This window comes from Thermithiobacillus plumbiphilus, assembly GCF_038070005.1.
Lineage (GTDB): Bacteria > Pseudomonadota > Gammaproteobacteria > Acidithiobacillales > Thermithiobacillaceae > JBBPCO01.
On sequence record NZ_JBBPCO010000008.1, the window covers coordinates 75,028 to 97,100 of the forward strand.

General features: G+C 62.0%; 25 protein-coding genes. 6 read left to right on the forward strand and 19 right to left on the reverse strand.

Going from position 1 to position 22,073, the window contains the following annotated elements; translation table 11 throughout:
- The first annotated feature begins 13 nt into the window (after positions 1-13).
- Positions 14-1,222 carry a class I SAM-dependent methyltransferase gene (locus tag WOB96_RS09105; protein ID WP_341370981.1) on the forward strand — a complete coding sequence of 403 codons (1,209 nt, stop codon included), beginning with the start codon at positions 14-16 and terminating at the stop codon, positions 1,220-1,222.
- A gap of 1 nt (position 1,223) precedes the next feature.
- Here WOB96_RS09105 and WOB96_RS09110 read toward each other — a convergent pair whose 3' ends face one another.
- Complete coding sequence (locus WOB96_RS09110) at positions 1,224-2,273, reverse strand: complex I NDUFA9 subunit family protein (protein WP_341370982.1); 1,050 nt, start codon at positions 2,271-2,273, stop codon at positions 1,224-1,226.
- A gap of 223 nt (positions 2,274-2,496) precedes the next feature.
- Positions 2,497-2,640, reverse strand: a complete 144-nt coding sequence (locus WOB96_RS09115; RefSeq protein ID WP_341370983.1) for an entericidin A/B family lipoprotein — start codon at positions 2,638-2,640, stop codon at positions 2,497-2,499.
- A 416-nt stretch (positions 2,641-3,056) separates the two neighbouring features.
- Between WOB96_RS09115 and WOB96_RS09120 the strand changes: the two genes are divergently transcribed.
- Complete coding sequence (locus tag WOB96_RS09120) at positions 3,057-3,527, forward strand: hypothetical protein (protein WP_341370984.1); 471 nt, start codon at positions 3,057-3,059, stop codon at positions 3,525-3,527.
- Here WOB96_RS09120 and lgt read toward each other — a convergent pair whose 3' ends face one another.
- Both lgt and WOB96_RS09130 read right to left on the reverse strand, forming a co-directional pair.
- Complete coding sequence (gene lgt, locus WOB96_RS09125) at positions 3,528-4,313, reverse strand: prolipoprotein diacylglyceryl transferase (protein WP_341370985.1); 786 nt, start codon at positions 4,311-4,313, stop codon at positions 3,528-3,530.
- A 6-nt stretch (positions 4,314-4,319) separates the two neighbouring features.
- Complete coding sequence (locus tag WOB96_RS09130; protein WP_341370986.1) at positions 4,320-5,549, reverse strand: EAL and HDOD domain-containing protein; 1,230 nt, start codon at positions 5,547-5,549, stop codon at positions 4,320-4,322.
- A gap of 140 nt (positions 5,550-5,689) precedes the next feature.
- Between WOB96_RS09130 and WOB96_RS09135 the strand changes: the two genes are divergently transcribed.
- Positions 5,690-6,076, forward strand: coding sequence for a rhodanese-like domain-containing protein (locus WOB96_RS09135; RefSeq protein ID WP_341370987.1), 387 nt, complete (start codon positions 5,690-5,692; stop codon positions 6,074-6,076).
- A 48-nt stretch (positions 6,077-6,124) separates the two neighbouring features.
- Here WOB96_RS09135 and WOB96_RS09140 read toward each other — a convergent pair whose 3' ends face one another.
- Entirely contained in the window at positions 6,125-7,063 is a 939-nt protein-coding gene (locus tag WOB96_RS09140) for a carbohydrate kinase family protein (protein WP_341370988.1), read from the reverse strand.
- 228 nt (positions 7,064-7,291) lie between these two features.
- Here WOB96_RS09140 and WOB96_RS09145 point away from each other — a divergent pair, with 228 nt between their 5' ends.
- Positions 7,292-8,518 (forward strand): OmpA family protein, encoded by a 1,227-nt coding sequence (locus WOB96_RS09145; protein ID WP_341370989.1) that lies wholly within the window; start codon positions 7,292-7,294, stop codon positions 8,516-8,518.
- A gap of 6 nt (positions 8,519-8,524) precedes the next feature.
- On the opposite strand, the gene WOB96_RS09150 is transcribed toward WOB96_RS09145, so the two are convergent.
- The 8 genes from WOB96_RS09150 to glyQ form a co-directional block, all read right to left on the reverse strand.
- Positions 8,525-9,070, reverse strand: coding sequence for a C40 family peptidase (locus WOB96_RS09150; RefSeq protein ID WP_341370990.1), 546 nt, complete (start codon positions 9,068-9,070; stop codon positions 8,525-8,527).
- Positions 9,071-9,164: 94 nt separating this feature from the next.
- Positions 9,165-9,704 (reverse strand): TlpA family protein disulfide reductase, encoded by a 540-nt coding sequence (locus WOB96_RS09155; protein WP_341370991.1) that lies wholly within the window; start codon positions 9,702-9,704, stop codon positions 9,165-9,167.
- Between the two features lie 64 nt (positions 9,705-9,768).
- Entirely contained in the window at positions 9,769-10,359 is a 591-nt protein-coding gene (locus WOB96_RS09160) for a cob(I)yrinic acid a,c-diamide adenosyltransferase (protein ID WP_341370992.1), read from the reverse strand.
- A 32-nt stretch (positions 10,360-10,391) separates the two neighbouring features.
- Positions 10,392-10,658, reverse strand: a complete 267-nt coding sequence (locus tag WOB96_RS09165; RefSeq protein WP_341370993.1) for a hypothetical protein — start codon at positions 10,656-10,658, stop codon at positions 10,392-10,394.
- A 76-nt stretch (positions 10,659-10,734) separates the two neighbouring features.
- Positions 10,735-11,451 carry a lysophospholipid acyltransferase family protein gene (locus WOB96_RS09170; protein ID WP_341370994.1) on the reverse strand — a complete coding sequence of 239 codons (717 nt, stop codon included), beginning with the start codon at positions 11,449-11,451 and terminating at the stop codon, positions 10,735-10,737.
- The gene (gene gmhB / locus WOB96_RS09175; protein ID WP_341370995.1) at positions 11,448-11,993 is read right to left on the reverse strand and encodes a D-glycero-beta-D-manno-heptose 1,7-bisphosphate 7-phosphatase; all 546 of its coding nucleotides are present in this window, start codon (positions 11,991-11,993) and stop codon (positions 11,448-11,450) included. The genes WOB96_RS09170 and gmhB overlap by 4 nt, the downstream gene beginning before the upstream one ends.
- Position 11,994: 1 nt before the next feature.
- Positions 11,995-14,079: a glycine--tRNA ligase subunit beta gene (glyS, locus tag WOB96_RS09180; RefSeq protein WP_341370996.1), complete on the reverse strand. Its 2,085-nt coding sequence runs from the start codon at positions 14,077-14,079 to the stop codon at positions 11,995-11,997.
- Entirely contained in the window at positions 14,076-14,951 is an 876-nt protein-coding gene (gene glyQ, locus WOB96_RS09185; protein WP_341370997.1) for a glycine--tRNA ligase subunit alpha, read from the reverse strand. The genes glyS and glyQ overlap by 4 nt, the downstream gene beginning before the upstream one ends.
- Positions 14,952-15,132: 181 nt before the next feature.
- Here glyQ and WOB96_RS09190 point away from each other — a divergent pair, with 181 nt between their 5' ends.
- Together WOB96_RS09190 and rimO are read left to right on the forward strand one after the other, a co-directional pair.
- Positions 15,133-15,627, forward strand: coding sequence for a hypothetical protein (locus WOB96_RS09190; protein WP_341370998.1), 495 nt, complete (start codon positions 15,133-15,135; stop codon positions 15,625-15,627).
- Positions 15,628-15,677: 50 nt separating this feature from the next.
- Positions 15,678-16,994 carry a 30S ribosomal protein S12 methylthiotransferase RimO gene (rimO, locus tag WOB96_RS09195; RefSeq protein WP_341370999.1) on the forward strand — a complete coding sequence of 439 codons (1,317 nt, stop codon included), beginning with the start codon at positions 15,678-15,680 and terminating at the stop codon, positions 16,992-16,994.
- A 67-nt stretch (positions 16,995-17,061) separates the two neighbouring features.
- Here the strand turns inward: rimO and WOB96_RS09200 are convergent, their stop codons facing one another.
- From WOB96_RS09200 to WOB96_RS09225, 6 genes are all read right to left on the reverse strand, one after another.
- A complete protein-coding gene (locus tag WOB96_RS09200) occupies positions 17,062-17,424 on the reverse strand; it encodes a roadblock/LC7 domain-containing protein (protein WP_341371000.1) in 363 nt (120 codons plus the stop codon).
- A 100-nt stretch (positions 17,425-17,524) separates the two neighbouring features.
- Positions 17,525-18,160, reverse strand: coding sequence for a roadblock/LC7 domain-containing protein (locus WOB96_RS09205; protein ID WP_341371001.1), 636 nt, complete (start codon positions 18,158-18,160; stop codon positions 17,525-17,527).
- Between the two features lie 2 nt (positions 18,161-18,162).
- Positions 18,163-18,702: a GTP-binding protein gene (locus WOB96_RS09210; RefSeq protein ID WP_341371002.1), complete on the reverse strand. Its 540-nt coding sequence runs from the start codon at positions 18,700-18,702 to the stop codon at positions 18,163-18,165.
- Positions 18,703-18,760: 58 nt separating this feature from the next.
- A complete protein-coding gene (locus WOB96_RS09215; protein ID WP_341371003.1) occupies positions 18,761-19,894 on the reverse strand; it encodes a response regulator in 1,134 nt (377 codons plus the stop codon).
- 8 nt (positions 19,895-19,902) lie between these two features.
- On the reverse strand, positions 19,903-21,459 hold the full coding sequence (locus WOB96_RS09220) for a type IV pilus assembly protein FimV (protein ID WP_341371004.1): 1,557 nt from the start codon (positions 21,457-21,459) through the stop codon (positions 19,903-19,905).
- Between the two features lie 103 nt (positions 21,460-21,562).
- On the reverse strand, positions 21,563-21,997 hold the full coding sequence (locus WOB96_RS09225) for a hypothetical protein (protein ID WP_341371005.1): 435 nt from the start codon (positions 21,995-21,997) through the stop codon (positions 21,563-21,565).
- Positions 21,998-22,073 lie beyond the last annotated feature (76 nt).

The window sequence follows — 22,073 nt, forward strand, 5'->3', positions numbered from 1 at the left end:
CTCCGGAAAATCCATGTCAGACCAGCCCCATTGTCCCAGCTCGAACGATCCCGTCAACCTGCGTAAGCCACCCGTCCTGCCGGAGCCCTCAGATGATGAGTTGGCCCATGCGGCGGCCCTGACTGACCGCATCCGCGCTGAAATCCAGCAGCAAGGCGGCATTCTGCCCTTTCGACGCTTTATGGAGATGGCGCTCTATGCGCCGGGGCTGGGCTATTATGTGGCCGGTCAGCAGCGTTTTGGGGCCGGCGGGGACTTCGTCACCGCGCCGGAGCTTGGGGATGTGTTTGCGCGCACCCTGGCGCATACCGTGGCCGCGGCTCTTTGGCAGGGCGGGGACATGATCCTGGAGTTCGGGGCCGGTAGCGGCGTGCTAGCAGCCGATCTGCTGCTGGCACTGGAGCACTTGGGCCTGGCCCCGGCGGAATATGCCATTCTCGAACTCAGCCCGGACCTGCGTGTCCGCCAACAGGAGACGCTGGCGCGCAAGGCGCCGCGGCTTGCGGAGCGGGTGCGCTGGCTGGACCGGCTGCCGGATACTTTCTCGGGCGTGGTGATTGCCAATGAGGTGCTGGACGCCATGCCGGTGCATCTGATCGAGACGGACGCGGACGGCGGGCTCTGGGAAAAAGCGGTGCGTTGGAGCGGGGAGGGTTTTGCGTGGGACCGGCTGGCGCCGGGCGAACTGCTGCGGGAACGCTGGACTGATCTGGGCGCGGGTCTGCCCACGCCTTACCAGACCGAGATCAATCTCGCGGCCCAGGCCTGGGTCCAGGCCCTGGCGGAGCGTCTGCACTCAGGCGTGCTGCTGCTGGTGGACTATGGTTTCCTGACTGGCGAGTACTACCACCCGCAGCGCAACATGGGTACGCTGATGTGTCACTACCGGCACCACGCCCACGGCGATCCGCTGAAATATCCCGGCCTGCAGGACATCACCGCGCACGTGGACTTTTCGGCGGTGGCGAAGGCGGGGCAGGCGGCGGGCCTGGATGTGCTTGGCTTCGCCACCCAGGCCCAGTTCTTGATGGATGCCGGCCTGCAATCGGTGTTGATGGAATCTCTATCGGCCGATCCGGCAGTACAGCTGGCCCTGGCCAACCAGGTCAAGCGCTTGACCTTGCCCGGGGAAATGGGCGAAATGTTCAAGGTGCTGGCGCTTGGCCGGAGAATGCCAGGCCCCCTGCCGGGCTTTGGCCGGGGACTCGCGGGCGCGTTTTGATTCAGCGTGATTCGCGGCCCAGGCGAATGCGGGACAAGCGCTCGGTGCGGCTGCGGCCCTTGCCAAGATAGCCCGGCACCACGGTCTCGATGGCTTCGGGCTGTATGCCGAAAAACGCCGGAAAGCAGTCAGCCTCGCAGACGTTGTCCACGGAAAGGCTATGAAGATTGTCCCTGGTCATCAGCTTGCCAGGCAGGCGTTCAAGCACATTGGCCTGGACATAGGCCAGCCAGTCCGGCAGATTGATGATGGCCTTGTGGCTGCCTATCACCGAGCGCGTGTATTCCACGAGTTCTCGCAGGGTATAGCTGCGCGGTCCGCAAAGATCATAGATCTGGCCATGGGTGCGCGAATTGTCCAGGGCCCGGACGAAGGCCTCTGCCACATCCTCGACCCAGACCGGTTGCAGCCTGGCATGGGGTTTGGCCAAGGGCAGAAACATAGGGATGCGCCGCAGCAAGCGGGCGAAGCGGGTAAAGAAGCTGTCCCCATGGCCGAAGATGATGGAAGGGCGGAAAATTGTGACCTGCAGACCCTGGCCCCAGACCAGCTTGGGACCGTCGAGATAAGTGAACCAGCCCTTGGCAGCGCTGTCCTCTCCGGCCTGACGGACGATCTCCTGGCCAATCCCCTTGGAACGCAGATAGGCGCTGGGGGCGGTGGGATCCGCTCCCAGCGCGCTCATGTGCAGAACCCGTGATACGCCGACCTTGCCGCAGGTGTTGACCACCAGCCGGGGCAGTTCCTCGTGGATCTGGTGAAAGTCACCGCGACGCTCGGGCGGAAGATCGTTGCGGCCACGCTTGCGCTCGTTGAGGATGCCGACCAGATTGATGACGGCATCCATGCCCTCCAGTTGCTTGGTAAGCGTCATTGGATCCAGGGGATTGCCTTCCACCAGTTCCACATTAGGCATGACCAGCAATTCCCGGTGATTTTCCCGGTTGCGCGTCAGAATCCTTACCCTTATGCCCTTGGCATCCAGTCTCTCGGCAATGTGGCGGCCAACGAAGCCGCTACCGCCAAGGATGCAAACCTTGCGAATGGTCATGCCTTTCCCCTTGAACTGCTGCGAATCAGTGAGTTTTACAGCCTATCTTGTGAAGCAGGGATTTTCCCCGCCGGATGTGGAATCGTCAAGCCATAGGATGGGCTGCACAGGAAATGAGGGGTGTGTGGAGAAATGGCACGGGTTGCTGAGCTTGCGATGTGAGAAGCGGGCAGGAGGCCACCGATCCCGGCAAAGGATCACGTGACCTCCTGGTGAGACAGGGCTACTTATTTTCTTCAGCGGACTTTTCGAGTTTCTCGCCGCCGGTTTGTACGTCCTCGCCCAGTCCGGACATGGTGTTGCAGGCTGCAAGCCCGAGATAACCCATCAGTACCGTTCCAAGCACCAGCGCCTTCGCCATTTTCATTTGCTACCTCCTAGTTTACCTGATGAGCAGGATCATTCCGCAGCAGTAACTTTATATCTACCAGTTGTAGACTCAATACAACAAAGGTCGGTCCGTGAAGTTGGGTCGAGCGGCATGAGTTGGCTGGCATCCTGCCACAATGGCAACTGACACGGATTTTTCATAAAAATGTGCAGCCATGTGAAAAACAAGGAGAAACGCTGATTTATTCGCCATGTATAGGTCTTAAGGCGGGAGGCGTGGCCCGCAACACTACGGCAAATGCAGGATGCAAAAGCGTTCGTGGTATAAGATGATGAATCCTTATTCGCAGTGCCTTTGAGATTCCGAGGCTTTTCGGCGAGACCTTGAAATGCGCGAGCAATGCCACAATATATTTCAGTGTACAGGTGGATTGAAAGTACTTGGAGGTGGCAATGAGCATGGCAAACTGGATAACACGTGATCTGGCCCAGATCAAGGAAGCAGCCTGCGTCTATGCGGAAGAAATCGGGCGACCCTGGATTCTTTTTGATGACAGATATGGTGCGGCGCTGGCTGATACGCCTGAAGGCATGGTGTGGGAGCAAAGTGGTGCGGGCGGCCCGGAAACCCAGGGCATGTTGCTGTTCCCGGATTATGCTTCTGTCCAGGACCTGATTCATTTCCGGGGAGAAGAGCTCGCGGGCGCCCGGCCCATGCATATCCGCGACTGGCCAGTCCATGGCGAGCCGGGCCAGATGATGCTGCAGATCGAGCAGGGTGCCTATCTGGAAGGCGCGCAGCGGATGACCGATGCCGTGCAGGTGAGAATCCTGCCCTGGTCGGTGGAGAATGGCGTCCCCAGTGTGCTGATGCTGGATGCCCGGCTCAACTTCGTTGCGCCCGAGGAGCCGCGCCTGCAGTGATCAGGCGGTCTGCTCCGGCTTGTCGGCCCGGAAAATCAGCCATAGGCCAAGCAGGATCATGGGAATGCTCAACAGTTGCCCCATGCTCAAGGGCCCCAGTATGTAGCCAAGCTGCACGTCCGGCTCGCGGGTGAATTCCACCAGGAAGCGGGCCAGTCCATAGCCTGCCAGAAACAGGCCGAATATCGCCCCCCGCGCCCGCGGACGGGCACTGTAAATCCAGAGTACCGTAAACAGCAGCACGCCTTCGAGCAGAAACTCGTACAGCTGGGATGGATGCCGGGCCATGGGCCCGCCGCCCGGAAAGACCATGGCCCAGGGTACATCGCTTGCCCGGCCATAGAGTTCGCCATTGATGAAATTCCCGAGACGCCCGAGGCCCAAGCCGATCGGCACCACGGGGGCGATGAAATCGGCCGTGCGCAGGAAATCCTTGCCAGTCTTGCGGGTAAAGAGATAGCCGGCGAAGATCACGCCCAGCAGGCCGCCGTGAAAGGACATGCCGCCTTCCCAGACCGCGAACATCGCAGCGGGATGCTCCATGTAGAAGGGCAGATTGTAAAACAGCACATATCCCAGCCGTCCACCGAGGATGACCCCCAGGGCGGCATAGAAGATGAAATCGGAGATTTCTTCCCCGGTCCAGTGCCAGTGCGGCGCGCGACTGCGATATTTCAGCAGGGACCAGGCGCCCAGGAAGCCCAGAACGTACATCAGGCCGTACCAGCGGATGGCCAGCGGGCCGAGTTGGAGTGCCACCGGATCAAACTGGGGAAAAGTGAGCATGTTGGGTCATCCGTTGAAGTTTGCGGCCCAGGCCATCGCTTCCAGATGGGCCCGGCTGATGCTGTCATGTCCGATATGCAGCCTGTCACTGAGTTGGGTGATACGCGGGCTGTCGCCAGCCTCGACCGCCTTGACCAGCGCCAGGATCGTTCCATAGGGTCCGGATTCGTCCAGCAGGGCGGAGACGATGTCCTGCGGCAGCCGGATTTCCTTCAATACGGCTGCCAGAGGCATCTGCAGCAGTGGCTCCATCAATGAGAACATGCCCGTGATGAAGAGCTGATCCAGAAAGTCGCGCTGTCCTGCCTGTTGCTGCAGGGCCTGCTGGCCCAGCAGTTCCGCCAGCCTGCCCCTGACCACGGCAGTCGTCACCAGGGCGGAGGGTGGCCTGTCCGAGGTGCCGGCGAAAAGGATCAGGGTGAGCCAGCGGTAAAGCTGTTGTCGCCCGAGCGTGATCAGGGCGCGGCGGATACTGCTGACCTCCTGTGCCTGCCCCATCGCGGCCGAGTTGATCAGGCGCAGCAGCTTGAAAGACAAGGCCGCATCCCGGCTGATGATTTCCTCGAGCTGGCTGATCTCTGCTTCACCCATGAGCAGGTTGAGCAGCTGGATCACGCTCAGTTTGTTGCTGGATGGCGTATTGTCGGCCAGCAGTACGGGGCGGGCAAAGTAGTAGCCCTGGAAATAGTCGAATCCGGCCTCCCGGCATGCGCTGGCCTGCTCCTGGGTTTCCACCCGGCAGGCGACCAGTTTGGCCGGAAACTTGCGCAGGACCTTGACCAGCCCGGCCATCTGCTCCAGGGCAATCTGCTGGATGTTCAGTTTCACGTAGCTGACCAGCGGCAATAGCGCGAGGTTTGCGGCATTGGGCAGGAAGTTGTCCAGGGCAATTGTATACCCCTTGGCCCGCAGATCCTTGCAACCCTGCACAAAGGCCGGGTCAACCTGTGTACCGGCCTCTGACTCAAGTACCAGCTGGTCCTTGGGGAAGAGCGCCAGGCTGGCCTCATCCAGGAATTCGTGGGGAAAATTGACGAAGGCCTTGCGTCCGGCCAGCACCTCGGCGCTACCCAGGTTGCTGAAGATGCTGATCAGCACCCGCGCGGAGGCGAGAACGGGATCCTCGATCATCGCTTCTTCGGCATTGGGCGAGGACCGGGTGAAAAATTCATATCCCAGGATGGCTTCCCTGCTGTCGAGAATCAACTGGCGGCCAAGATAATGCGTGCTGGACATATTCTGCTCGTGTTTGCATTTCGCCAGAGCCTATCATAAAAAGCCCTGATAGGGGCAGGCACCCGGCAGGGAGGAATCACTGCCTGGATCTGCTGGTGAAAAGATAGTCACTTTGGACAGGAAAGCACGGAGATCGAGTCATGGCAAAAACCCTGGGAGATTTCATCGCGGAGGCGCGCCGGCAGATTCAGGAGATCGACGCCGATTCGCTGGAGGACTGGAGCCGCGGTCGGGACGATCTGTTGCTGGTGGATGTGCGTGAACCCGAGGAGTTCCAGGCGGGCCATCTGCCAGGCGCCATCCTGGTGCCTCGGGGCACCCTGGAAGCGGCGGCCGATCCCGGCACCAGGCATCGCCATCCCCTGCTCTGCGATGCCCGTTGCCGCCCGGTGGTGCTCTATTGCGCCAGCGGTGGCCGCTCGGCCCTGGCCGCGCGCACGCTGCAGGACATGGGCTTTGAGGAAGTATACAGCCTGGCCGGTGGCATGGATGTCTGGGAAGCCGAGGGCTTTCCCGTCGAGGAGTGATCAGAGGCTTTCCGGCAGGCAGCGGCTGGGTTGCCGCTGCCTGGGAACTCAAAGGCTGTAGCCGAAATTCTCTGCAAAACGGACGTTGAAGCCGTCGCGGTCAAAGACGTGATTCTGGGTGCCGTGCTGCTCGATCTTGATCGCCCCCATCAGCGAGGCAATCCGGGCCGTTGTTTCCAGATCCATGCCCTGCTCCAGCCCAAACAGCAGGCCGGCGCGGTAGGCATCGCCGCAACCGGTGGGATCCACCACCTGCTGTGGCCTTGCCGCCGGTACCTCCAGCGCCATTCCTTCGTGCAGTATCACTGAGCCATGTTCGCCACGGGTAATGACGAAGGCCTCCACGCGTTCGCTCAATTTCCTGGCCGAAATCCCGGTACGCTCTTCGATGAGCCTGGACTCGTAGTCGTTGACGGTCACGAGGCTGGCCTTGTCGATGAGGTCCAGCAGAGCCGGGCCATCGAACATCGGCAAACCCTGGCCGGGATCGAAAATGAAGGGAATGCCGGCTGCAGCGAACTCGCTGGCGTGCTGCAGCATGGCTTCACGCCCGTCCGGGGACACGATGCCCCAGCTGACCTGCCCGAGATCCGTGCTGTCGATGCGGGTCTGGTGCGCTTCACTCATGGCCCCCGGATGAAAGGCGGTGATCTGGTTGTCATCAAGGTCGGTGGTAATGAAGGCCTGGGCCGTGTAGTATTCCTGCAACAGCCGGATGTGGCGGGTCTCGATCTCCCAGCGCCTCAGCCATTCGCTGTAGGGCCCAAAGTCCTGGCCAGCCGTCCCCAGGATCCAGGGCTCGCCGCCCAGCAATTTCAGGTTGTAGGCAATGTTGCCCGCGCAGCCACCGAACTCTCGGCGCAGTTCCGGAACAAGAAAGGATACGTTCAGGATATGTACTTGTTCAGGCAGAATATGTCGCTTGAATTGGTCCGGGAAGACCATGATAGTGTCGTAGGCAAGCGAGCCACAGATCAGAATGGCCATGTTCGGAAATTCCTCGATTGGGGGGAGGGCAGAGACTAAGGTCTTAGTACGATGGACACAAGCATTTACCCTTGAATTTTTACATTATAGCCACAACCGTCTGTTATGACATACACTCTAACACGCGTGGCTGCCGTATTCGGCCAGGGTACCAGGGCGGTTATATGTCCTGTTGCTTGTAGAGCAGCAAAAGATGACCCATCAACATGAACGATAAGGAGAAATCTTATGCGCCAATCCACCATTCTGGTAGCTGCAATTGCGGCTGCCTTCAGTACGAGTGCCATGGCTCAAGAGCCAGCCTCGGACCGCGCCACCATTGGTGGCGCCTATATCAATCTCTATGGCGGTAACACCTTCTATGATGATAGTGCCCATTTCGGGCTCGGTAGCAAGAATAACGCTGGTACTGCCGGCTTGCGGATCGGTACTCGCACTTCGCCGCACTTTGGCGTGGAGCTGGATCTCAACTACGCGCACGTGCCTTACAAGGATGATCTTGCACCTACCGGTCTTCCCTACAGTGCCTATTCCGGCGGTGATCGATTCAAGGGCCAATTCTCCGGCGCCCTGGTCGGTGTCCTCTATGCCCTGGATCGCGACAGCACTCCCTACATGACCATCGGCGTGGGTGCTTCCAGCTATCGTTACGCGCAGAGTGCGGTTACCGGGAATGATGACCGTACCGAAAACCTGATGACGCTCTGGGGACTTGGCTACAAACACCGTCTGGGCAAGAGCCTGGACCTGCGCCTGGACGCCCAGGATGAAATGCTCTGGAATACCCCGGCAGATCCCGGTGGCGTGCTGAACAATCTGCGGCTCACCGCCGGTGTTGGATTTGCTTTTGGTGGCAGCAAGCCCATGCCGGCTCCGGTCGCTGCAGCGGCCCCGGAGCCAACGCCAGCCCCGGAACTGCCGCCAGCCGTACAGCCGGCTCAGGTCGAGTCGATGCCCATAGTCGTTACGGAAACCGAGCGCACGCTGCTGGAAAACAAGCCGGTGACCATCGATGCCGCCAAGTTTGACTTCGACAAGGCCGAGCTTCGTCCGAGTGCATACCCCACGCTGGACGAGATCGTCGAGTTCTCGCAGAAGTACCCGGATGCGCAATTCTTTGTCGACGGGCATACGGACAGCATCGGTTCCGAAAGCTACAACCGCCAGTTGTCGAAGAAGCGCGCCCAGGCGGTCAAGGACTATCTGACCGACAAGGGTGTGCCCTCGGAGCGCCTGAAGGTGCGCGCTCTGGGTGAGAGCCGTCCGATCGCTTCGAACAAGACGGCTGACGGTCGGGCCAAGAACCGGCGTGTGGAAGTGCGGACCACCATCCAGGTGCAACGTACCAGCACGGAGCGCAGTGTGCGCCCCATGCAGCAGCAGGGACCTGCTGGTCAGTCGGGCGGCACGGGTGGCATGGATTCATCCTCTCCCATGATGCAGCCAGCCCAGTAAGTTGCTTTACGGAGCCCTCAGGGGCTCCTGCAAGAGATCCCGGGCGGCCATCTGACCTTGTGTCAGTGGCCGCCTGGCTCCTTCGAAACGCTTCGCCCAGTAGGCCTGCTTCAGGCTGCTGGTCATCACGTGCCCCGTGCGGCTACTGGGGGCATGCACGAATTTATCCTCGCCGATGTAAATACCCACATGAGAAAAATGCTGGCCGGTGGTGTTGAAAAACACCAGGTCGCCCGGCATGAGCATGTCCTGAGATATCTCCTGCAGTTGATTGCCCATTTCGCGGCTCGTGCGCGGCAATGAGTATCCGTAACGCCCATAGACGTGACAAACCAGCCCACTGCAATCAAATCCGGTCTGTGGCTCACTGCCGCCATAGCGATAGGGCATTCCCTGGAGGCTCTGGGCATAACGGACGAGGGTGGCCGTCTGAGCGGCATTGAGCGTGGTGAGATCCGAAGCCGTGGTCTCGCGCTGTGGTGCATTCAGGCTGGCGCAGCCGGAAAGCCAAAGGATGCTGGTCGCTGCCAGCATCCACCGGACATGTCGCAAGCATGGCATCCGGTTTGTATGCTGCTGCATGATTTCTCCCTGTTCTGCGTTTTCCGCATTCATATAGCTGCCAGACGGGGGGCGGTCAAGCGGCTCAGAGCAGGGGATCGATCAGGCTGTGCAGGCGGCCGGGATGGAGCGGCCCGGTAATCCGGTGTACCACCCGGCCCTGCTTGTCGATGATGAAGGAGGTCGGAATGCGGCTGATGTCGCCGAGTGCCGCCAGGCCACTGGCCTGACGGGTGAGCCCCACCGGAAAGGGAATGCCCTGCTTGCGCACGAAATCCCGCACCGCTGCTTCCTCGTCATCCGCCAGGGCGAGGATGGTGAAGGGACGATCCTGGTTGGCCTGGTAGTATTCCGCCATCGCCGGCATCTCCCGGCGGCAGGGAGGGCACCAGGGGGCCCAGACGTTGATCAGGACCACCTGGCCCCGATGCTGGTTCAGGTCGAAAGTCCTGCCATCGAGTAGCTGGGCGGAGATCGCGGGCGCCGGGGTCATGGGATCGCTGACCCAGGCCAGTGGGCGCCACCAGAAATAGGCTGCCACCAGCAGGATGAGCCAGGTGCTCCAGTGCGGAATCCAGTGTCGGCCAGGGCGCCACCAGGCGGGTTTCGGTGCTTGATCGCTCATGTCATGCTCGCTGCAGGGTCGGACTGACAGGATAATGTCTGCGTCCTGCGCTGGCAAAGAGCATTCAGCTTTGAGCGCGGGTACGGTCTGGCTGCCAGAGAATGTCACGGCGCCCCTGCTCGTTCAGCACCCGCGACAGCACGAAGAGCAGATCCGAGAGCCGGTTGAGATAGCTGATGAGAATGGTATTGAGCTTCTCTTCCCGGCTGAGTGTCACGACACTGCGTTCCGCGCGCCGGCAGACGGTCCGGGCCAGATGACAGGCGGCCGCTGCGGGCGTGCCGCCCGGCAGGATGAATTCCTTCAGGGGCGACAGTCCCGCATTATGCCGATCGAGCAGGTCTTCCAGGCGGGTAATGTGCTCGGCACGCAGGCGTAGCTGCTCTCCCTGAGCATCCAGCGGGTAGGCGAGATCCGCCCCGAGATCAAAGAGGTCATGCTGGATGCCCAGCAACTGGCCGGCAATGTCGGCTGGCACGCCGGGCGCGGACAGGATCAGGCCGATGGTCGCATTGGTTTCGTCCACGTCCCCTAGCGCCGCAACGCGGGGGTGATCCTTGGCGACCCGCTGATTGCCGCCCAGGCCGGTACTGCCGTCATCGCCGGTACGGGTATAGATCCTGCTGAGCCGGTTGCCCATGGTGTCCTCGTGCAATGAAACCTGAATGCTGCTGGAACTGGCTGGTTTCAGGAGCCACGCGATCGGCGTCTCTGGTGCAGGGTGATGCCGAAGCCGATTAGCGCGCTGAGCAGCATCAGCACATTGGTGACCACGAACACCCAGTTCTGCAGCAGCCAACTATAGACCGAAAACCCCAGGGAGGCCGCGGTCTGGCCGATGAAAAGCCACTTCGATACGCCCTCGCTGACGCCGGCCTGCCATTGCTTGTAGATCTGCTTGCCGATGGTCAGCAGCAGGATGAAGGAGCTCAGCCAGCCAATCGCTTCTGTCATGAATCCTTGCCGGAAAAGGTGGAAAGACCGGCAGGCATTGTGAGGCAGGGAGACGCTTTGGCCTAGCGACCTTCGGTCATCTGCAGCCTTGCTGCATGTCCTTCAGTTGATGGCTGATCCAGCTCTGGGCCTCGCGGTTCAGAACGATGGCAGTCTTTCCCTGACAGCTCAGGGGCGGACCGACGCGAACCTCGATGACGCCTGGGTACTTGCGCCACTCCGTGCGCGGCCAGAACTGCCCGGCATTGTGCGCCACCGGCACGAGGTCCGAGCCGGCCTTGACGGCCAGCCCGGCGCCGGTGGAGGCAAAACGTCCCAGTTGGTGCGCCGGCTGGCGCGTTCCCTCCGGAAACACCAGTACGGAGACGCCGGCATCGAGGCGCTTCTGGCCCTGTTCGAGCACCTGGCGGGCGGCATCGCGCCCCGCCTCGCGATCGATGCCGATCGGCCAGAACAACTGCAGGGCCCAGCCAAAGAAGGGAATCCGGAACAGTTCCTGCTTGAGCACATAGGCAAAGCGGGGGAATATCGTCAGAAAGGCGATAGTTTCCCAGGCAGACTGGTGGTTCGACAGGATGACCACCGGCCGGCCAGACAGGTGTTCAAGGCCTGTGACGCGATGGCGGATGCCGCAGCTCAGGGCCAGCCAGGCGATGCTGACGCGCGCCCACATCTGGGCAAACCAGTAGCGCTGTTTTCTGGGCAGGAAGGCAAACAGCAGCGAAACCGTGCCCCAGAAAATGGTCCAGATCCCGAACCCCAGGTAAAAGACCAGGCTGCGGGCGGTATTCATGCCGGCGGGGCCAGCAGGGCTTTCGCGACCGCCTCCAGGTTGTCATAGACCGGGATGTCCTCCCCCACCAGCCCGGAAGCCAGGGTGTTTTCGCCCTTGCCGCTTCGCACCAGGATGGGTTTGGCCCCGGCCTCGCGCGCGGCCTGCAGGTCGCGCAGGCTGTCGCCGACGGCTGGCACGCCTTCGAGGCTGGTGTTGAAGCGTTCGGCAATTTCTTCAAAGAGACCTGTGCGCGGCTTGCGGCAGAGGCAGTCATCGTTGGGGTGGTGCGGGCAATAGAAGATTGCGTCCACGTGACCGCCGAGGCTCTGCAGCTCACTGCGCAGTCGCTGATGGATGCCGGCCAGGGCCTTGACGTCGAACAGCCCCCGGGCAATGCCCGACTGGTTGGTGGCGATGACGACCCGATAACCGGCGCGGTTGAGACGGGCAATGGCCTCCAGCGAGCCGGGGATGGCTCTCCATTCCTCGGCGGATTTGATGAAGGTGTCACTGTCTTCGTTGATGACGCCATCGCGGTCCAGGATGATCAGCTTCGCCATGTTATCTACCCTGCATCAAGGAGAAATCGGCCACCTGCAGGAATGCATTGCGCAGGGTGCCGATCAGAGCCAGGCGATTGGCGCGCACCTGCGGATCCTCATCCATGACCATCACCTCATCGAAAAAGCGGTCCACCGGCGCGCGCAGGGCTGCCAGCAGGTCCAGTGCGGCGCCGTAATCAGCCTGTTGCATCAAGTCCGCCACCGGGGGCTGCAGGGCCTGCCATTCGCGCCACAACTCGATTTCAGCCGGTGCCAGCAACAGGCGTTCCTGAACCGCGCCGGTATGCTCGATGGCTTCCTTGCGCAGAATATTCCCGATGCGCTTGTTGGCGGCGGCCAGTGCCTCGGCTTCGGGGCGCTGGCGAAAGCGGCTCAGGGCCTCCAGGCGATTGCGGGCATCCAGGGGATCTGCAGGTCGCAGGCTGAGCACGGCCTCCACCAGGTCGGCGGAAAAGCCTTCCTCGCGGAAAAAGACCCGCTGGCGTTCCAGGAAAAAATCAAGGAGCTGGTCAGCAAAGCCGGGGTGCTTGTCCCCGAAGGCCGGGCCGTAAGCCGAGGCCGCAACCCCAATCGCTTGGGGCAGATCCAGCGGGACATTGCCTTCCAGCAGGATGCGCAGGATGCCCAGCGCGGCGCGGCGCAGGGCAAAGGGGTCCTTGTCTCCGGTCGGGATCTGGCCAAGACCAAAGAACCCGGCCAGGGTGTCGAGCTTGTCCGCCAGCGACAGGGCCTGGGCGCCTGGATCCAGCGGAATGGCATCACCGCGGCCTGCCGGAGCATAGTGCCCGCTGATGGCGCTGCTCACTTCACTGGTTTCGCCATCATGTGCTGCATAGTAGCCGCCCATGATGCCCTGCAGCTCCGGAAACTCGCTGACCATGCCGGTGAGCAGGTCGCATTTGCACAGCTCCGCTGCCCTTTGTACCGCCTGGGCATCCGCCTGAACCGCATTCGCCAGTACCGGCGCCAGGCGCACGAGCCGCCCGCTTTTTGCCAGCAGACTGCCCAGGCCACGCTGAAACAGCACCTGCTCCAGTTCGGGGCGGCGCGAGGCGAGGGTGCGCTTGCGGTCCTCGTTCCAGAAGAATTCGGCGTCGGCCAGGCGGGCGCGCAACACGCGGCTGTTGCCGTGGATCACGGCCGCCGGGTCACGGCTTTCGAGGTTGGCGACGAAGATGAATCGATTCAGTAGCGCCTTGTCAGAGCCCGGGCGGCGCAGGGGGAAGTAGCGCTGATGCTGCATCATCACGGTGGTCAGCACTTCCGGCGGAATGGCGAGATAGCCTTCCTCGAAGGCGCCCGCCAGCACCACCGGCCATTCCACCAGGCCGGTGACCTCGTCGAGCAGGGCATCCGGCATCAGCGCCAGCCCGTCCAGTTCGCTGGCAAGCCGCCGCACAGCGTCATCGATGTATTGGCGCCGCGCCCTGAAATCCGCCATGACCTTGCCTGCCAGCAGGCAGTCGGCATAGTGGGCAGGTTCGGCAATGCGCAGCGCCTGCGGGTGCATGACCCGATGCCCCTGGCTCAGGTCGCCGGCCTGCAGCTCGAAGCAGTGCAGCGGTAGCGTCACGCCGCCAAGGCGCGCGAGCATCCACTGCACCGGACGCACGAAGCTTGCCTGTGAGCTACCCCAGCGCATGCGCTTGCGTAGCGGCAGCCGGTTGATCACTTGTGGAATGAGCTCCAGCAGCACCTCTGCCGTGGGGCGCCCGGCCTCGACTTGCCGGTAGACCAGGAACTCGCCCTTGTCGAGCGTCATCCGCTCCAGCTGCGTTACCTCCACCTTGTTGGAGCGGGCGAAGCCCTGGGTTGCCGGCGTGGGCTTGCCGTCGGCATCGAAGGCCCTTTCCAGCGCCGGACCGCGCTTGATCACTTCGCGGGTTGCCTGCTCACCGGCCACATGGCGCAGGAGAACCGCGATCCGGCGCGGGCTGGCGAATCGCTGGCATTCGCCCGCGCTGATCTGCGCCTCGTCCAGAGCCGCGAGCAGACCATCAGCCAGGGCTTGGGCCAGTAATTGCTGGTCCTTTGCCGGAATCTCCTCGCAGCCGATCTCCAGAATCAGGTCATGATGCGTCATGCGCCTTTCTCCACCAGCGGGAAGCCCAGGGCCTCGCGCCGGGCATGATAAGCCTGGGCCACGCTGCGGGCGAGATTGCGCACCCTGCCAATGAAGCGCGCCCGCTCGTTCACGCCAATGGCATGGCGCGCGTCGAGCAGGTTGAAGCTGTGCGAGCACTCCAGCACCCGCTCATAGGCAGGCAGGGGCAGGTCAGCGGCAAGCAGTCGCTCGCATTCGGCCTCGCTGGCATCGAAGCGGTGGAAAAGCTCCTGGGTGTCGGCAATTTCGAAGTTGTAGCGCGACTGCTCGACCTCATTCTGGTGATAGACGTCGCCATAACTCACGCCCGGCGTCCAGACCAGGTCATAGACGCTTTCCACGCCCTGGATGTACATGGCCAGGCGTTCCAGCCCATAGGTGATCTCGCCGGTGACAGGATGGCAGTCGAGCCCGCCCACCTGCTGAAAATAGGTGAACTGGGTGACCTCCATGCCGTTGAGCCAGACCTCCCAGCCCAGCCCCCAGGCGCCCAGCGTCGGCGATTCCCAGTCGTCCTCGACGAAGCGGATATCGTGCACCGCCGGATCGAGCCCGAGCCTTCTGAGAGATCCGAGATAAAGCTCCTGGATGTTGGCGGGATTGGGCTTGAGCACCACCTGGAACTGGTAATAATGTTGCAGGCGGTTGGGGTTCTCCCCGTAACGGCCGTCAGTGGGCCGGCGCGAGGGCTGCACATAGGCTGCGCGCCAGGGCTCGGGGCCGATGGCGCGCAGAAAGGTGGCGGGGTGGAAGGTGCCCGCGCCGACCGGCATGTCCAGCGGCTGGAGCAATACGCAGCCCTGCGCCGACCAGTAGTCCTGCAGATTGAGGATGAGTTCCTGAAAGGTCACGCTGATTCTCTTGTCTGGTGTGGTCCGGGCGGCTGCCGGCGCTTTGTCTGCGGGTATTATCTGAACAAAGTCGCTTGACGTCAAAAGCACCGATCATTGACGATGCTTTCTGGTTCCGGTGCCAGCATCGTTCTCGATCGTTGTTGACAGTTCCGATAAAACTGATAAAAGGAGGTCGGTCATGGCAACAAAACGGATTCTAAGTGCGAAGACGCTCTATATCATAGCCTTGGCAATTTTCGTCGTCTGGGCCACGCTCAATTATTTCTGGAACCCCTTCCGCCAGGGGGATGTCACCGAGACGCAAAAGGCCGCCATGCGGGCCAATTTCGAGCGCGCCGTGCAGGTGGTCCGGTCCGACCTTGCACGGGTCCAGCAGGGCGGGGCCACGCACCCGGATATCGTGGCCTATCTCAACCAGATCTACCCCGAGGGTTCTCCACTCAATCCCGAGCATCCGGCATTCATCGTGCTGAACGCGAATGTCACGGAACCCCAGGATGACGGTCAGACCATGATCAGCCCGGGCAATGTCCTGGATGCCTACCGCAAGGGCCAGCCGGTGACGGTCACCCCGGCCCCGGCCTTGCAGAAGTTAGAGGCGGGCATCAGTTACACGTCCATCGAGACCAAGGCCGGTGGTGGTGCGGGACCCATCGAGCAACCGCAACAGTAATTGAGGTTTTCGTGATAAAGAAGAAGTCTGTTGCATCCCACGCTCCCCGCGTGGGTTTTGTCTCCCTGGGCTGTCCCAAGGCCCTGGTGGATTCCGAACGCATTCTGACCCAGCTACGGGCCGAGGGCTATCAGATCGCCCCGAGCTACGAAGATGCCGATGTCGTGGTGGTCAATACCTGCGGCTTCATCGATGATGCCGTCGAGGAGTCGCTGGACGCCATTGGCGAGGCGCTGGCCGAGAATGGCCGGGTCATTGTCACGGGATGCCTTGGGGCGCGCGCCGAGGAGGTCCGCGCCGCGCATCCGCAGGTGCTGGCAGTTACCGGCCCGCATCAGACCGAGGCGGTCATGGCCGCCGTCCACGAGGCCCTGCCACCGGCGCACGATCCCTTTGTCAGTCTGATTCCGGAGCAGGGCATCAAGCTGACCCCGCCGCACTATGCCTACCTGAAGATCTCCGAGGGCTGCAATCACCGTTGCAGCTTCTGCATCATCCCGAGCATGCGTGGCGACCTGGTCAGCCGACCGGCGGGCGAGGTGCTGCGCGAGGCGGAGAATCTGGTGAAGGCGGGCGTCCGGGAATTGCTGGTGATTTCCCAGGACACCAGCGCCTATGGCGTGGATCTGAAGTACCGGACCGATTTCTGGGACGGCCGCCCGGTGAAGACGCGCATCACCGAACTGGCCCGGCAACTGGGAACGCTCGGCGCATGGGTGCGGCTGCACTACGTCTATCCCTATCCGCATGTGGCGGAACTGATGCCGCTGATGGCGGAGGGGCTGATCCTGCCTTATCTCGATGTGCCGCTGCAGCATGCCAGCCCGGCCATCCTCAAGGCCATGCGCCGGCCGGGCCGGGCCGAAAGCCAGCTTGAGACCATCGCGCGCTGGCGCGAGATCTGTCCGGAACTGGTGATCCGCAGTACATTCATCACCGGGTTCCCGGGTGAGACCGAGGCGGATTTCGAGCTACTGCTGGACTTTCTTGATGAAGCGCGCCTGGACCGGGTGGGCTGCTTTACCTACTCCGAGGTGGAGGGTGCCGCGGCCAATGACTTGCCCGGCATGGTGCCGGCCGAGGTCCGCGAGGAGCGCAAGGCGCGGCTCATGGCCCTGCAGGCACAGATCAGTGCGGAAAAGCTTGCCACCCAGGTCGGGCGCAGCATCGAAGTGCTGATCGACGAGGTGGATCCGGTCGAGGATCTCGCCATCGGCCGGAGCTTTCGCGACGCACCGGAAATCGATGGTGTGGTATTCGTGGAAGGTGCTGCTGGGGCGCGAGTGGGGGATCTGCTCAGGGCGAAGGTGCGGGAAGCTACCGAGCATGATCTGCTCGCCCGCTGGTCAGGAGATCCCGCGGCCTGAGCACGCCGCGGGCCGGCCTGTCCTCATGGGCCGGCCGGTATTGAGTCCGGGGTGAAGCAGTATGGGCTTACAGCAACTCGGAGATGTTGGCCGCCGCACGCTTGGCGTCCAGGAACACCAGACCGAGCTTTGCCTCTTTGCGGGCGATCACCGTCAGGACTGCGTCCCGTCCAGCATGGATCAGGAGGATGTATCCGTTTTCGCCCTTGACCATGACCTGTTCCAGTTCTCCGCGGCTCAGCTCCGCAGCTGTGCGGTCGCCGAGCGACAGCATGGCGGCGGACATGGCGCCCACGCGGTCCTCATCCATACCGACCGACAGCATGGAGGCAATGGTCAAACCGTCGGTGGAAATCACCGCTGAGGCCTCTACATCGGCCGAGGTTCCATTGAGGTCGCTAAGGACGGATTTGAGCATTTGTTCGCGCATTTGGTTTCTCCCGGACGCGCCCAGGTTTCGCGGACCTGGGCCTTATTTGTTGTAATATAGGCGATCCGCTCAAAAGAGGGATGCCGTTGATCGAAAAAAATCAGGCATAGCGATTGTTCAGTGCCTGAACCAGCGTCACGAATTCCTGGTTCTGCAGGCGCGGCGTTTCACCGATCACCAGTACGAAGCTTTGCCGGCCCACATACAGTGGCCAGAAACCAAGTTCCGCCCGGCCCGCCGGGTCGACCAGCGCCCATGACTCCGAGGCAAGGCTCAGATTGTTCTTGAGTAGCCGCTGATGGCGGTTGTGCAGGGCGAGCAGGTCGGCCGCCAGTCCCGCCAGTTCTTCAGCCGCTTCATGCGGGTAGCCGCTGGCCGCGAGATAGAAGCCGTTGTCGTCGGCCAGAATCGCCTTTTCCTTGTCCGAGAGGTTCCCGATCAGGCCGGGCAGGATGTCTTCCAGGCGGTCCTGTACCGCAGGTATGGGGGTTTCGACGCCGCGCAGCATGCCGAGTCGCTGCAGCCGCAGGATGACCCGCAGGCCTTCTTCCAGCTTTTCCTCACCGGTCCAGGCCAGGACTTCCTCGGTTCCCATTGGTCGGGTTTCGCCGTGGCGCAGGATGTTGATCAGGGTCTGCCGGTGCTTGTCGGGATTGGGACTGGATATGGCATAAAATGACCCGGCTGGCGTAGCCTGGGCATAGAGTTTTCCCGTGAGGGTGAGTTCGGCGGCCATGCTCAGCCTTCCAGACCAGGGTCGATGGAAAACAGCAGGGCCATGACGAGATTCTTGATGTCATCCTTGCGGCGGCCATCGACCTCGAAGATCGGGGGGCGCATGCCCATCTGGCTGAGTGCTTCGGCATACTCGCGGATGCTTGGCGAGAGGCTCAGGTCAACCTTGGTGACGCCAATGACCACTGGCACGCGCTCGATGAAATCCTTGAAGGCATTGAGAAAAAAGTGCATGTCCTTCATGGGGTTCTTGCGGGAATTATCCAGCATCAATACCAGGCCGAGGCCGCCCTGCGTCAGGATGTCCCACATGAAGTCGAAGCGTTCCTGACCAGGTGTGCCGTAGAGATGTACCTTGGTGTTTTCGTCCAGGTGCAGGACACCGTAGTCCATGGCGACCGTGGTGTGTCCCTTGCGGTTCAGGGTCATGTCCGAAGCCGCGGCATCGGTCTTGATCGGCGGCGTATCGCTGATGGCGGTGATGGCGGTGGTCTTGCCGGCACCTACCGGGCCCGTGAAGATGATCTTGTTGTCCTGTCTCAAGCGCTGGGCTCCTTATGTTTCATGCGCGCCACTCTGGGCGCGTCTCCCCGTGAAAGCGTCAAATACCGGCAATCTTTTTGAGCAGGCGGCTCAGGAATCCACGTTTCTGCGGTGCGGCAGTGGATTGCTGTGGCGCTGCTTGCGCATGTGTCTGGGTGCCTGTTGGCACCGCCGTGCCGGTGTTCGCCTGGGGCAGGACCAGTAGTTCCAGGCTGTGGCTGGCTGCCAGGAAGTTGAAGAGATCCTTGGGCGGAATTTGCAACATCCTTGAGGTCAGTACCGGGTTGACCGGGGAGCGGGTCAGGAAGGCCGCCATGCGCAGGGCGCCTGGGATGGGTGCCAGCCGGGTCAGATTCGGCCAGTATTTCAGCTGTACCGGCGTATTGAGTCGCAGGGTGCGGATCAGCCGGCCGTTGGCGCTCCAGATCGCTATCTGCCAGATCAGGGCGTCGAGCGGCTGGCGGCTGCCTGCCTTGAAATCATCACCAAGCTTGGGCGTGCGGGCCCGAAAGGCGCCGTTGTCCTGACTACAGAGTGCTTCGAGCCGGGCGGGCTCCACCAGGAGTTGTACCTCGTTGCTGCCAGGATGGGCGATGAGCAGCGGCGTGCCGCCTGCGTCCTGGATGATGGCCGAGATCCTGTCGCGCTGGACCATGTGCAGCAGGCCGAGCAGACCATGGGCCGGGTCGAAGTAGGTGACATCCTCCGGGCGTATGCTGACCGGCTGGCTAACCGCGGCACTGGCGGAAGCTGCCCCGGATGGCGCTTCGGCTTTCACGGGGCTGGCCGGGGCCTCCTGGAGCGGGGCAGGCGCGGGTGCGGCCAGAGCGGTCTCTGCCGCCGCAACCTGGAACTTGCCGCTACGCAGGGTTTCCAGTTGCGGAAACAGGCTTTCCATGCGAACCGGTTTTTTCAGGACGGGTGCTGGCGCCTGGGCTTGTTCGGCGGCGGAAACGATGAGCGCTGGCAAGAGGGGGTGTTCGCTGCGGAAGCGCCGCCATAACTCGGCGCCATCCGGGCTGTCGATGTCGACGATGGCCAGATCCGCATGCTGGCCAGCATCGCCATCCACCATGCGGTAGCTGGCTTTGTTGTGCATCTTGAACGCCATGCGGAATACGGCCTGTTTGCGCGCGTCCATGCCCACGGCAAGAACCAGGATTTCATTGTTCGGTATAGGGTTTGGAGTCATGGGCTTCCTCAGACGACGCGTGTTCTTGCCTGGCGCTTCAGGCGTTCACCTGTTTCCAGCATGAACTGGAGTGTTTCTTCCGGGGGCAGCTTCGCGTGTTGCAGAATGCTTTCGGCGAACAGGCTGTAACGCTGGAGATCGGCGGTACGCTCATACATTTCCATCAAGGGGTGGAAATACTGTGTTAGCTGCGGGTCGCGGCTGAGAGTGTCCTCGAGCAGGAAGATGGCTTCCTCGACCTGGCCAAAGTCGAGCAGCTGGTCAAATTCCTGCAGGATGTGATCGCCATTGTCGCTGCGCGATACACTGTAACCGGAACGGACCCGCTCCTCCACCAGCGCGGGATGACTGAAAGGAATGGCGGCCAGGGGGATGTTCAATCCCCAGTCGCCTGCCAGGCTGGCCAGACCGCCCTCGCGTTGATCGACATCGCCCAGCTGTAACAGCAAGGGGTGCTCGCCCAGTTTGCGGCCCAGCCCCAGCAGACGCTCCCGCAGGTCCTTGCCGGCTCCCCAGAGCGTCAGGTAGAGCGACAGCAGGGATTCGGCATAGTGATTGGTGCGACGCAGCTGAAACAGGATCTTCAGCAGTGCCACGTGATAGCCGAGCTTGCGCGGCTCGAAAAGAATGGCGCGGCGCAGGCCGGCAATCGCCGGCTCCGGCAAATTCAGTTCCTGATGGATCGCGGCCGCCTGAATGGGGGACATGAAACAATCCACGACCTGGGCCTCCCGGACGCCGAGCGCAGCGGTCAGCCTGAACTGCCCCTGGACCAGGGGCAGATTTTCCAGGCCGGATGGTGTTGGGCTCCAGGTCGGGCCTGGCTTGTCACTGCCGCTATCCAGTCCGCTCAGGTCCAGAGGTTCCGGGTTGACGAGCGCCTGCTTGAGCGCGCTCTGTGCCTTGTCGACCGAGCGCGCCAGCTCGGACTCGTCTGGTCGGGCCTGGCTGGCAGTGGGTTCTCCCTTGAGATCCGGCGCGGGCTGATGCTGGGCCAGGAATGCGTCGACGGCCTCGGGGTCGAGGCCCAGGTAGCTGTCTGCCAGGACCCGCAGGTGGAGGTTGTCGGGGTCCGCGACCAGGCCGCGCATGATGGTATCCTGGCGCAGTTTGCGATCCGCCGACAGGGTGCAGAGCCGCTCCTGGATCTCCGCATAACCGACCATGTCCGGGATTTCCAGATACAGATCCAGCAGGCGCAGGCAGTTGTCGAGGTCTTCCGGGTGGTGCTCGACATGCCAGCGCAGGGTGGTGGCCGCCTGTTCCAGGTGGCCAAAGGACAGGTAGATCTCGACTTCCTGGAGGGGGTCGACTTCGTATACCTCGGCGGCTCCGGCACTGTCCCCGGATTCATCGCGGGCCGGTACCCTGGTGTCGGCTGTGAGCTGGGCAGAAGTCGGGATGGAAGACGCGTGGACCGGCGCTTCCGTCTTCAGCAACTGTTTGCGCTGCCGGAGCTTGAGGAGGATGGCGCCTGGAAGGAGCATCAGCATCAGGGCAATAGTTGCCTTGCTGGCAACGGGAAGCTGCTGGATGCCATCCGTGAGAAGGGTGAAAGAATCCATTCCTCGCCTTTGGGGTCGCGCCGGGCTTGTTCTTGGTGGTTTTGTCCGTTATGGAATTGTTGCCGGCCGTGTAGTCTTGAACATAGTCGTTGTGGACAACTTGTCAAGACCGCAGGAAATCGGCGATCTGCGCGATGCGTCTGGCGCTGTTGCGCTGGCCCAGGCCGGCTTCTTCCAGGCTCAGGCGGTATCCCTGTATGAATTCGGGCAGGGCTTGGACGATGACCATCTGGCGTTCGCGGCTGGCGCCATGCAGCGGCCAGTCGGCGCGCCAGTTGGCACCCGCCTGTGTGCTGCAGATCGCCGCTCCCCAGCTGTGTTCATGGACGTTCCAGGTGTGATCGCGGATCACCAGGCGATGCTTGTCCGGGGCTGGCGGCAGGCCGGCCAGCGGGCCGATGTACTCAAGTTGCAGATCGGCCGCGAGATCGACGAGCAGGCGGTGAAGGTGCTTGAGGGCTTCGCGCAGCTCCGTGTGGCCGGGCTGATTCTGGCCCTGGGCGGCGCTGCGCAGGGTATGAAGAAAGGGCTGCTCCATGGTGCTCTCCGGAAATCGATGTGCCAGCGGTTTTATCCTTGAAAGCTGCTTATTGAACAGGAATTCCGCCCCGCGT

Bases quoted from the DNA above. Each gene is read 5' to 3' on its own strand.
- WOB96_RS09105 (WP_341370981.1), top strand. From the start codon at position 14: ATGTCAGACCAGCCCCATTGTCCCAGCTCGAACGATCCCGTCAACCTG.
- WOB96_RS09110 (WP_341370982.1), bottom strand. From the start codon at position 2,273: ATGACCATTCGCAAGGTTTGCATCCTTGGCGGTAGCGGCTTCGTTGGC.
- WOB96_RS09115 (WP_341370983.1), bottom strand. From the start codon at position 2,640: ATGAAAATGGCGAAGGCGCTGGTGCTTGGAACGGTACTGATGGGTTAT.
- WOB96_RS09120 (WP_341370984.1), top strand. From the start codon at position 3,057: ATGAGCATGGCAAACTGGATAACACGTGATCTGGCCCAGATCAAGGAA.
- lgt (WP_341370985.1), bottom strand. From the start codon at position 4,313: ATGCTCACTTTTCCCCAGTTTGATCCGGTGGCACTCCAACTCGGCCCG.
- WOB96_RS09130 (WP_341370986.1), bottom strand. From the start codon at position 5,549: ATGTCCAGCACGCATTATCTTGGCCGCCAGTTGATTCTCGACAGCAGG.
- WOB96_RS09135 (WP_341370987.1), top strand. From the start codon at position 5,690: ATGGCAAAAACCCTGGGAGATTTCATCGCGGAGGCGCGCCGGCAGATT.
- WOB96_RS09140 (WP_341370988.1), bottom strand. From the start codon at position 7,063: ATGGCCATTCTGATCTGTGGCTCGCTTGCCTACGACACTATCATGGTC.
- WOB96_RS09145 (WP_341370989.1), top strand. From the start codon at position 7,292: ATGCGCCAATCCACCATTCTGGTAGCTGCAATTGCGGCTGCCTTCAGT.
- WOB96_RS09155 (WP_341370991.1), bottom strand. From the start codon at position 9,704: ATGAGCGATCAAGCACCGAAACCCGCCTGGTGGCGCCCTGGCCGACAC.
- WOB96_RS09165 (WP_341370993.1), bottom strand. From the start codon at position 10,658: ATGACAGAAGCGATTGGCTGGCTGAGCTCCTTCATCCTGCTGCTGACC.
- WOB96_RS09170 (WP_341370994.1), bottom strand. From the start codon at position 11,451: ATGAATACCGCCCGCAGCCTGGTCTTTTACCTGGGGTTCGGGATCTGG.
- gmhB (WP_341370995.1), bottom strand. From the start codon at position 11,993: ATGGCGAAGCTGATCATCCTGGACCGCGATGGCGTCATCAACGAAGAC.
- glyS (WP_341370996.1), bottom strand. From the start codon at position 14,079: ATGACGCATCATGACCTGATTCTGGAGATCGGCTGCGAGGAGATTCCG.
- WOB96_RS09190 (WP_341370998.1), top strand. From the start codon at position 15,133: ATGGCAACAAAACGGATTCTAAGTGCGAAGACGCTCTATATCATAGCC.
- WOB96_RS09200 (WP_341371000.1), bottom strand. From the start codon at position 17,424: ATGCGCGAACAAATGCTCAAATCCGTCCTTAGCGACCTCAATGGAACC.
- WOB96_RS09205 (WP_341371001.1), bottom strand. From the start codon at position 18,160: ATGGCCGCCGAACTCACCCTCACGGGAAAACTCTATGCCCAGGCTACG.
- WOB96_RS09215 (WP_341371003.1), bottom strand. From the start codon at position 19,894: ATGACTCCAAACCCTATACCGAACAATGAAATCCTGGTTCTTGCCGTG.
- WOB96_RS09220 (WP_341371004.1), bottom strand. From the start codon at position 21,459: ATGGATTCTTTCACCCTTCTCACGGATGGCATCCAGCAGCTTCCCGTT.
- WOB96_RS09225 (WP_341371005.1), bottom strand. From the start codon at position 21,997: ATGGAGCAGCCCTTTCTTCATACCCTGCGCAGCGCCGCCCAGGGCCAG.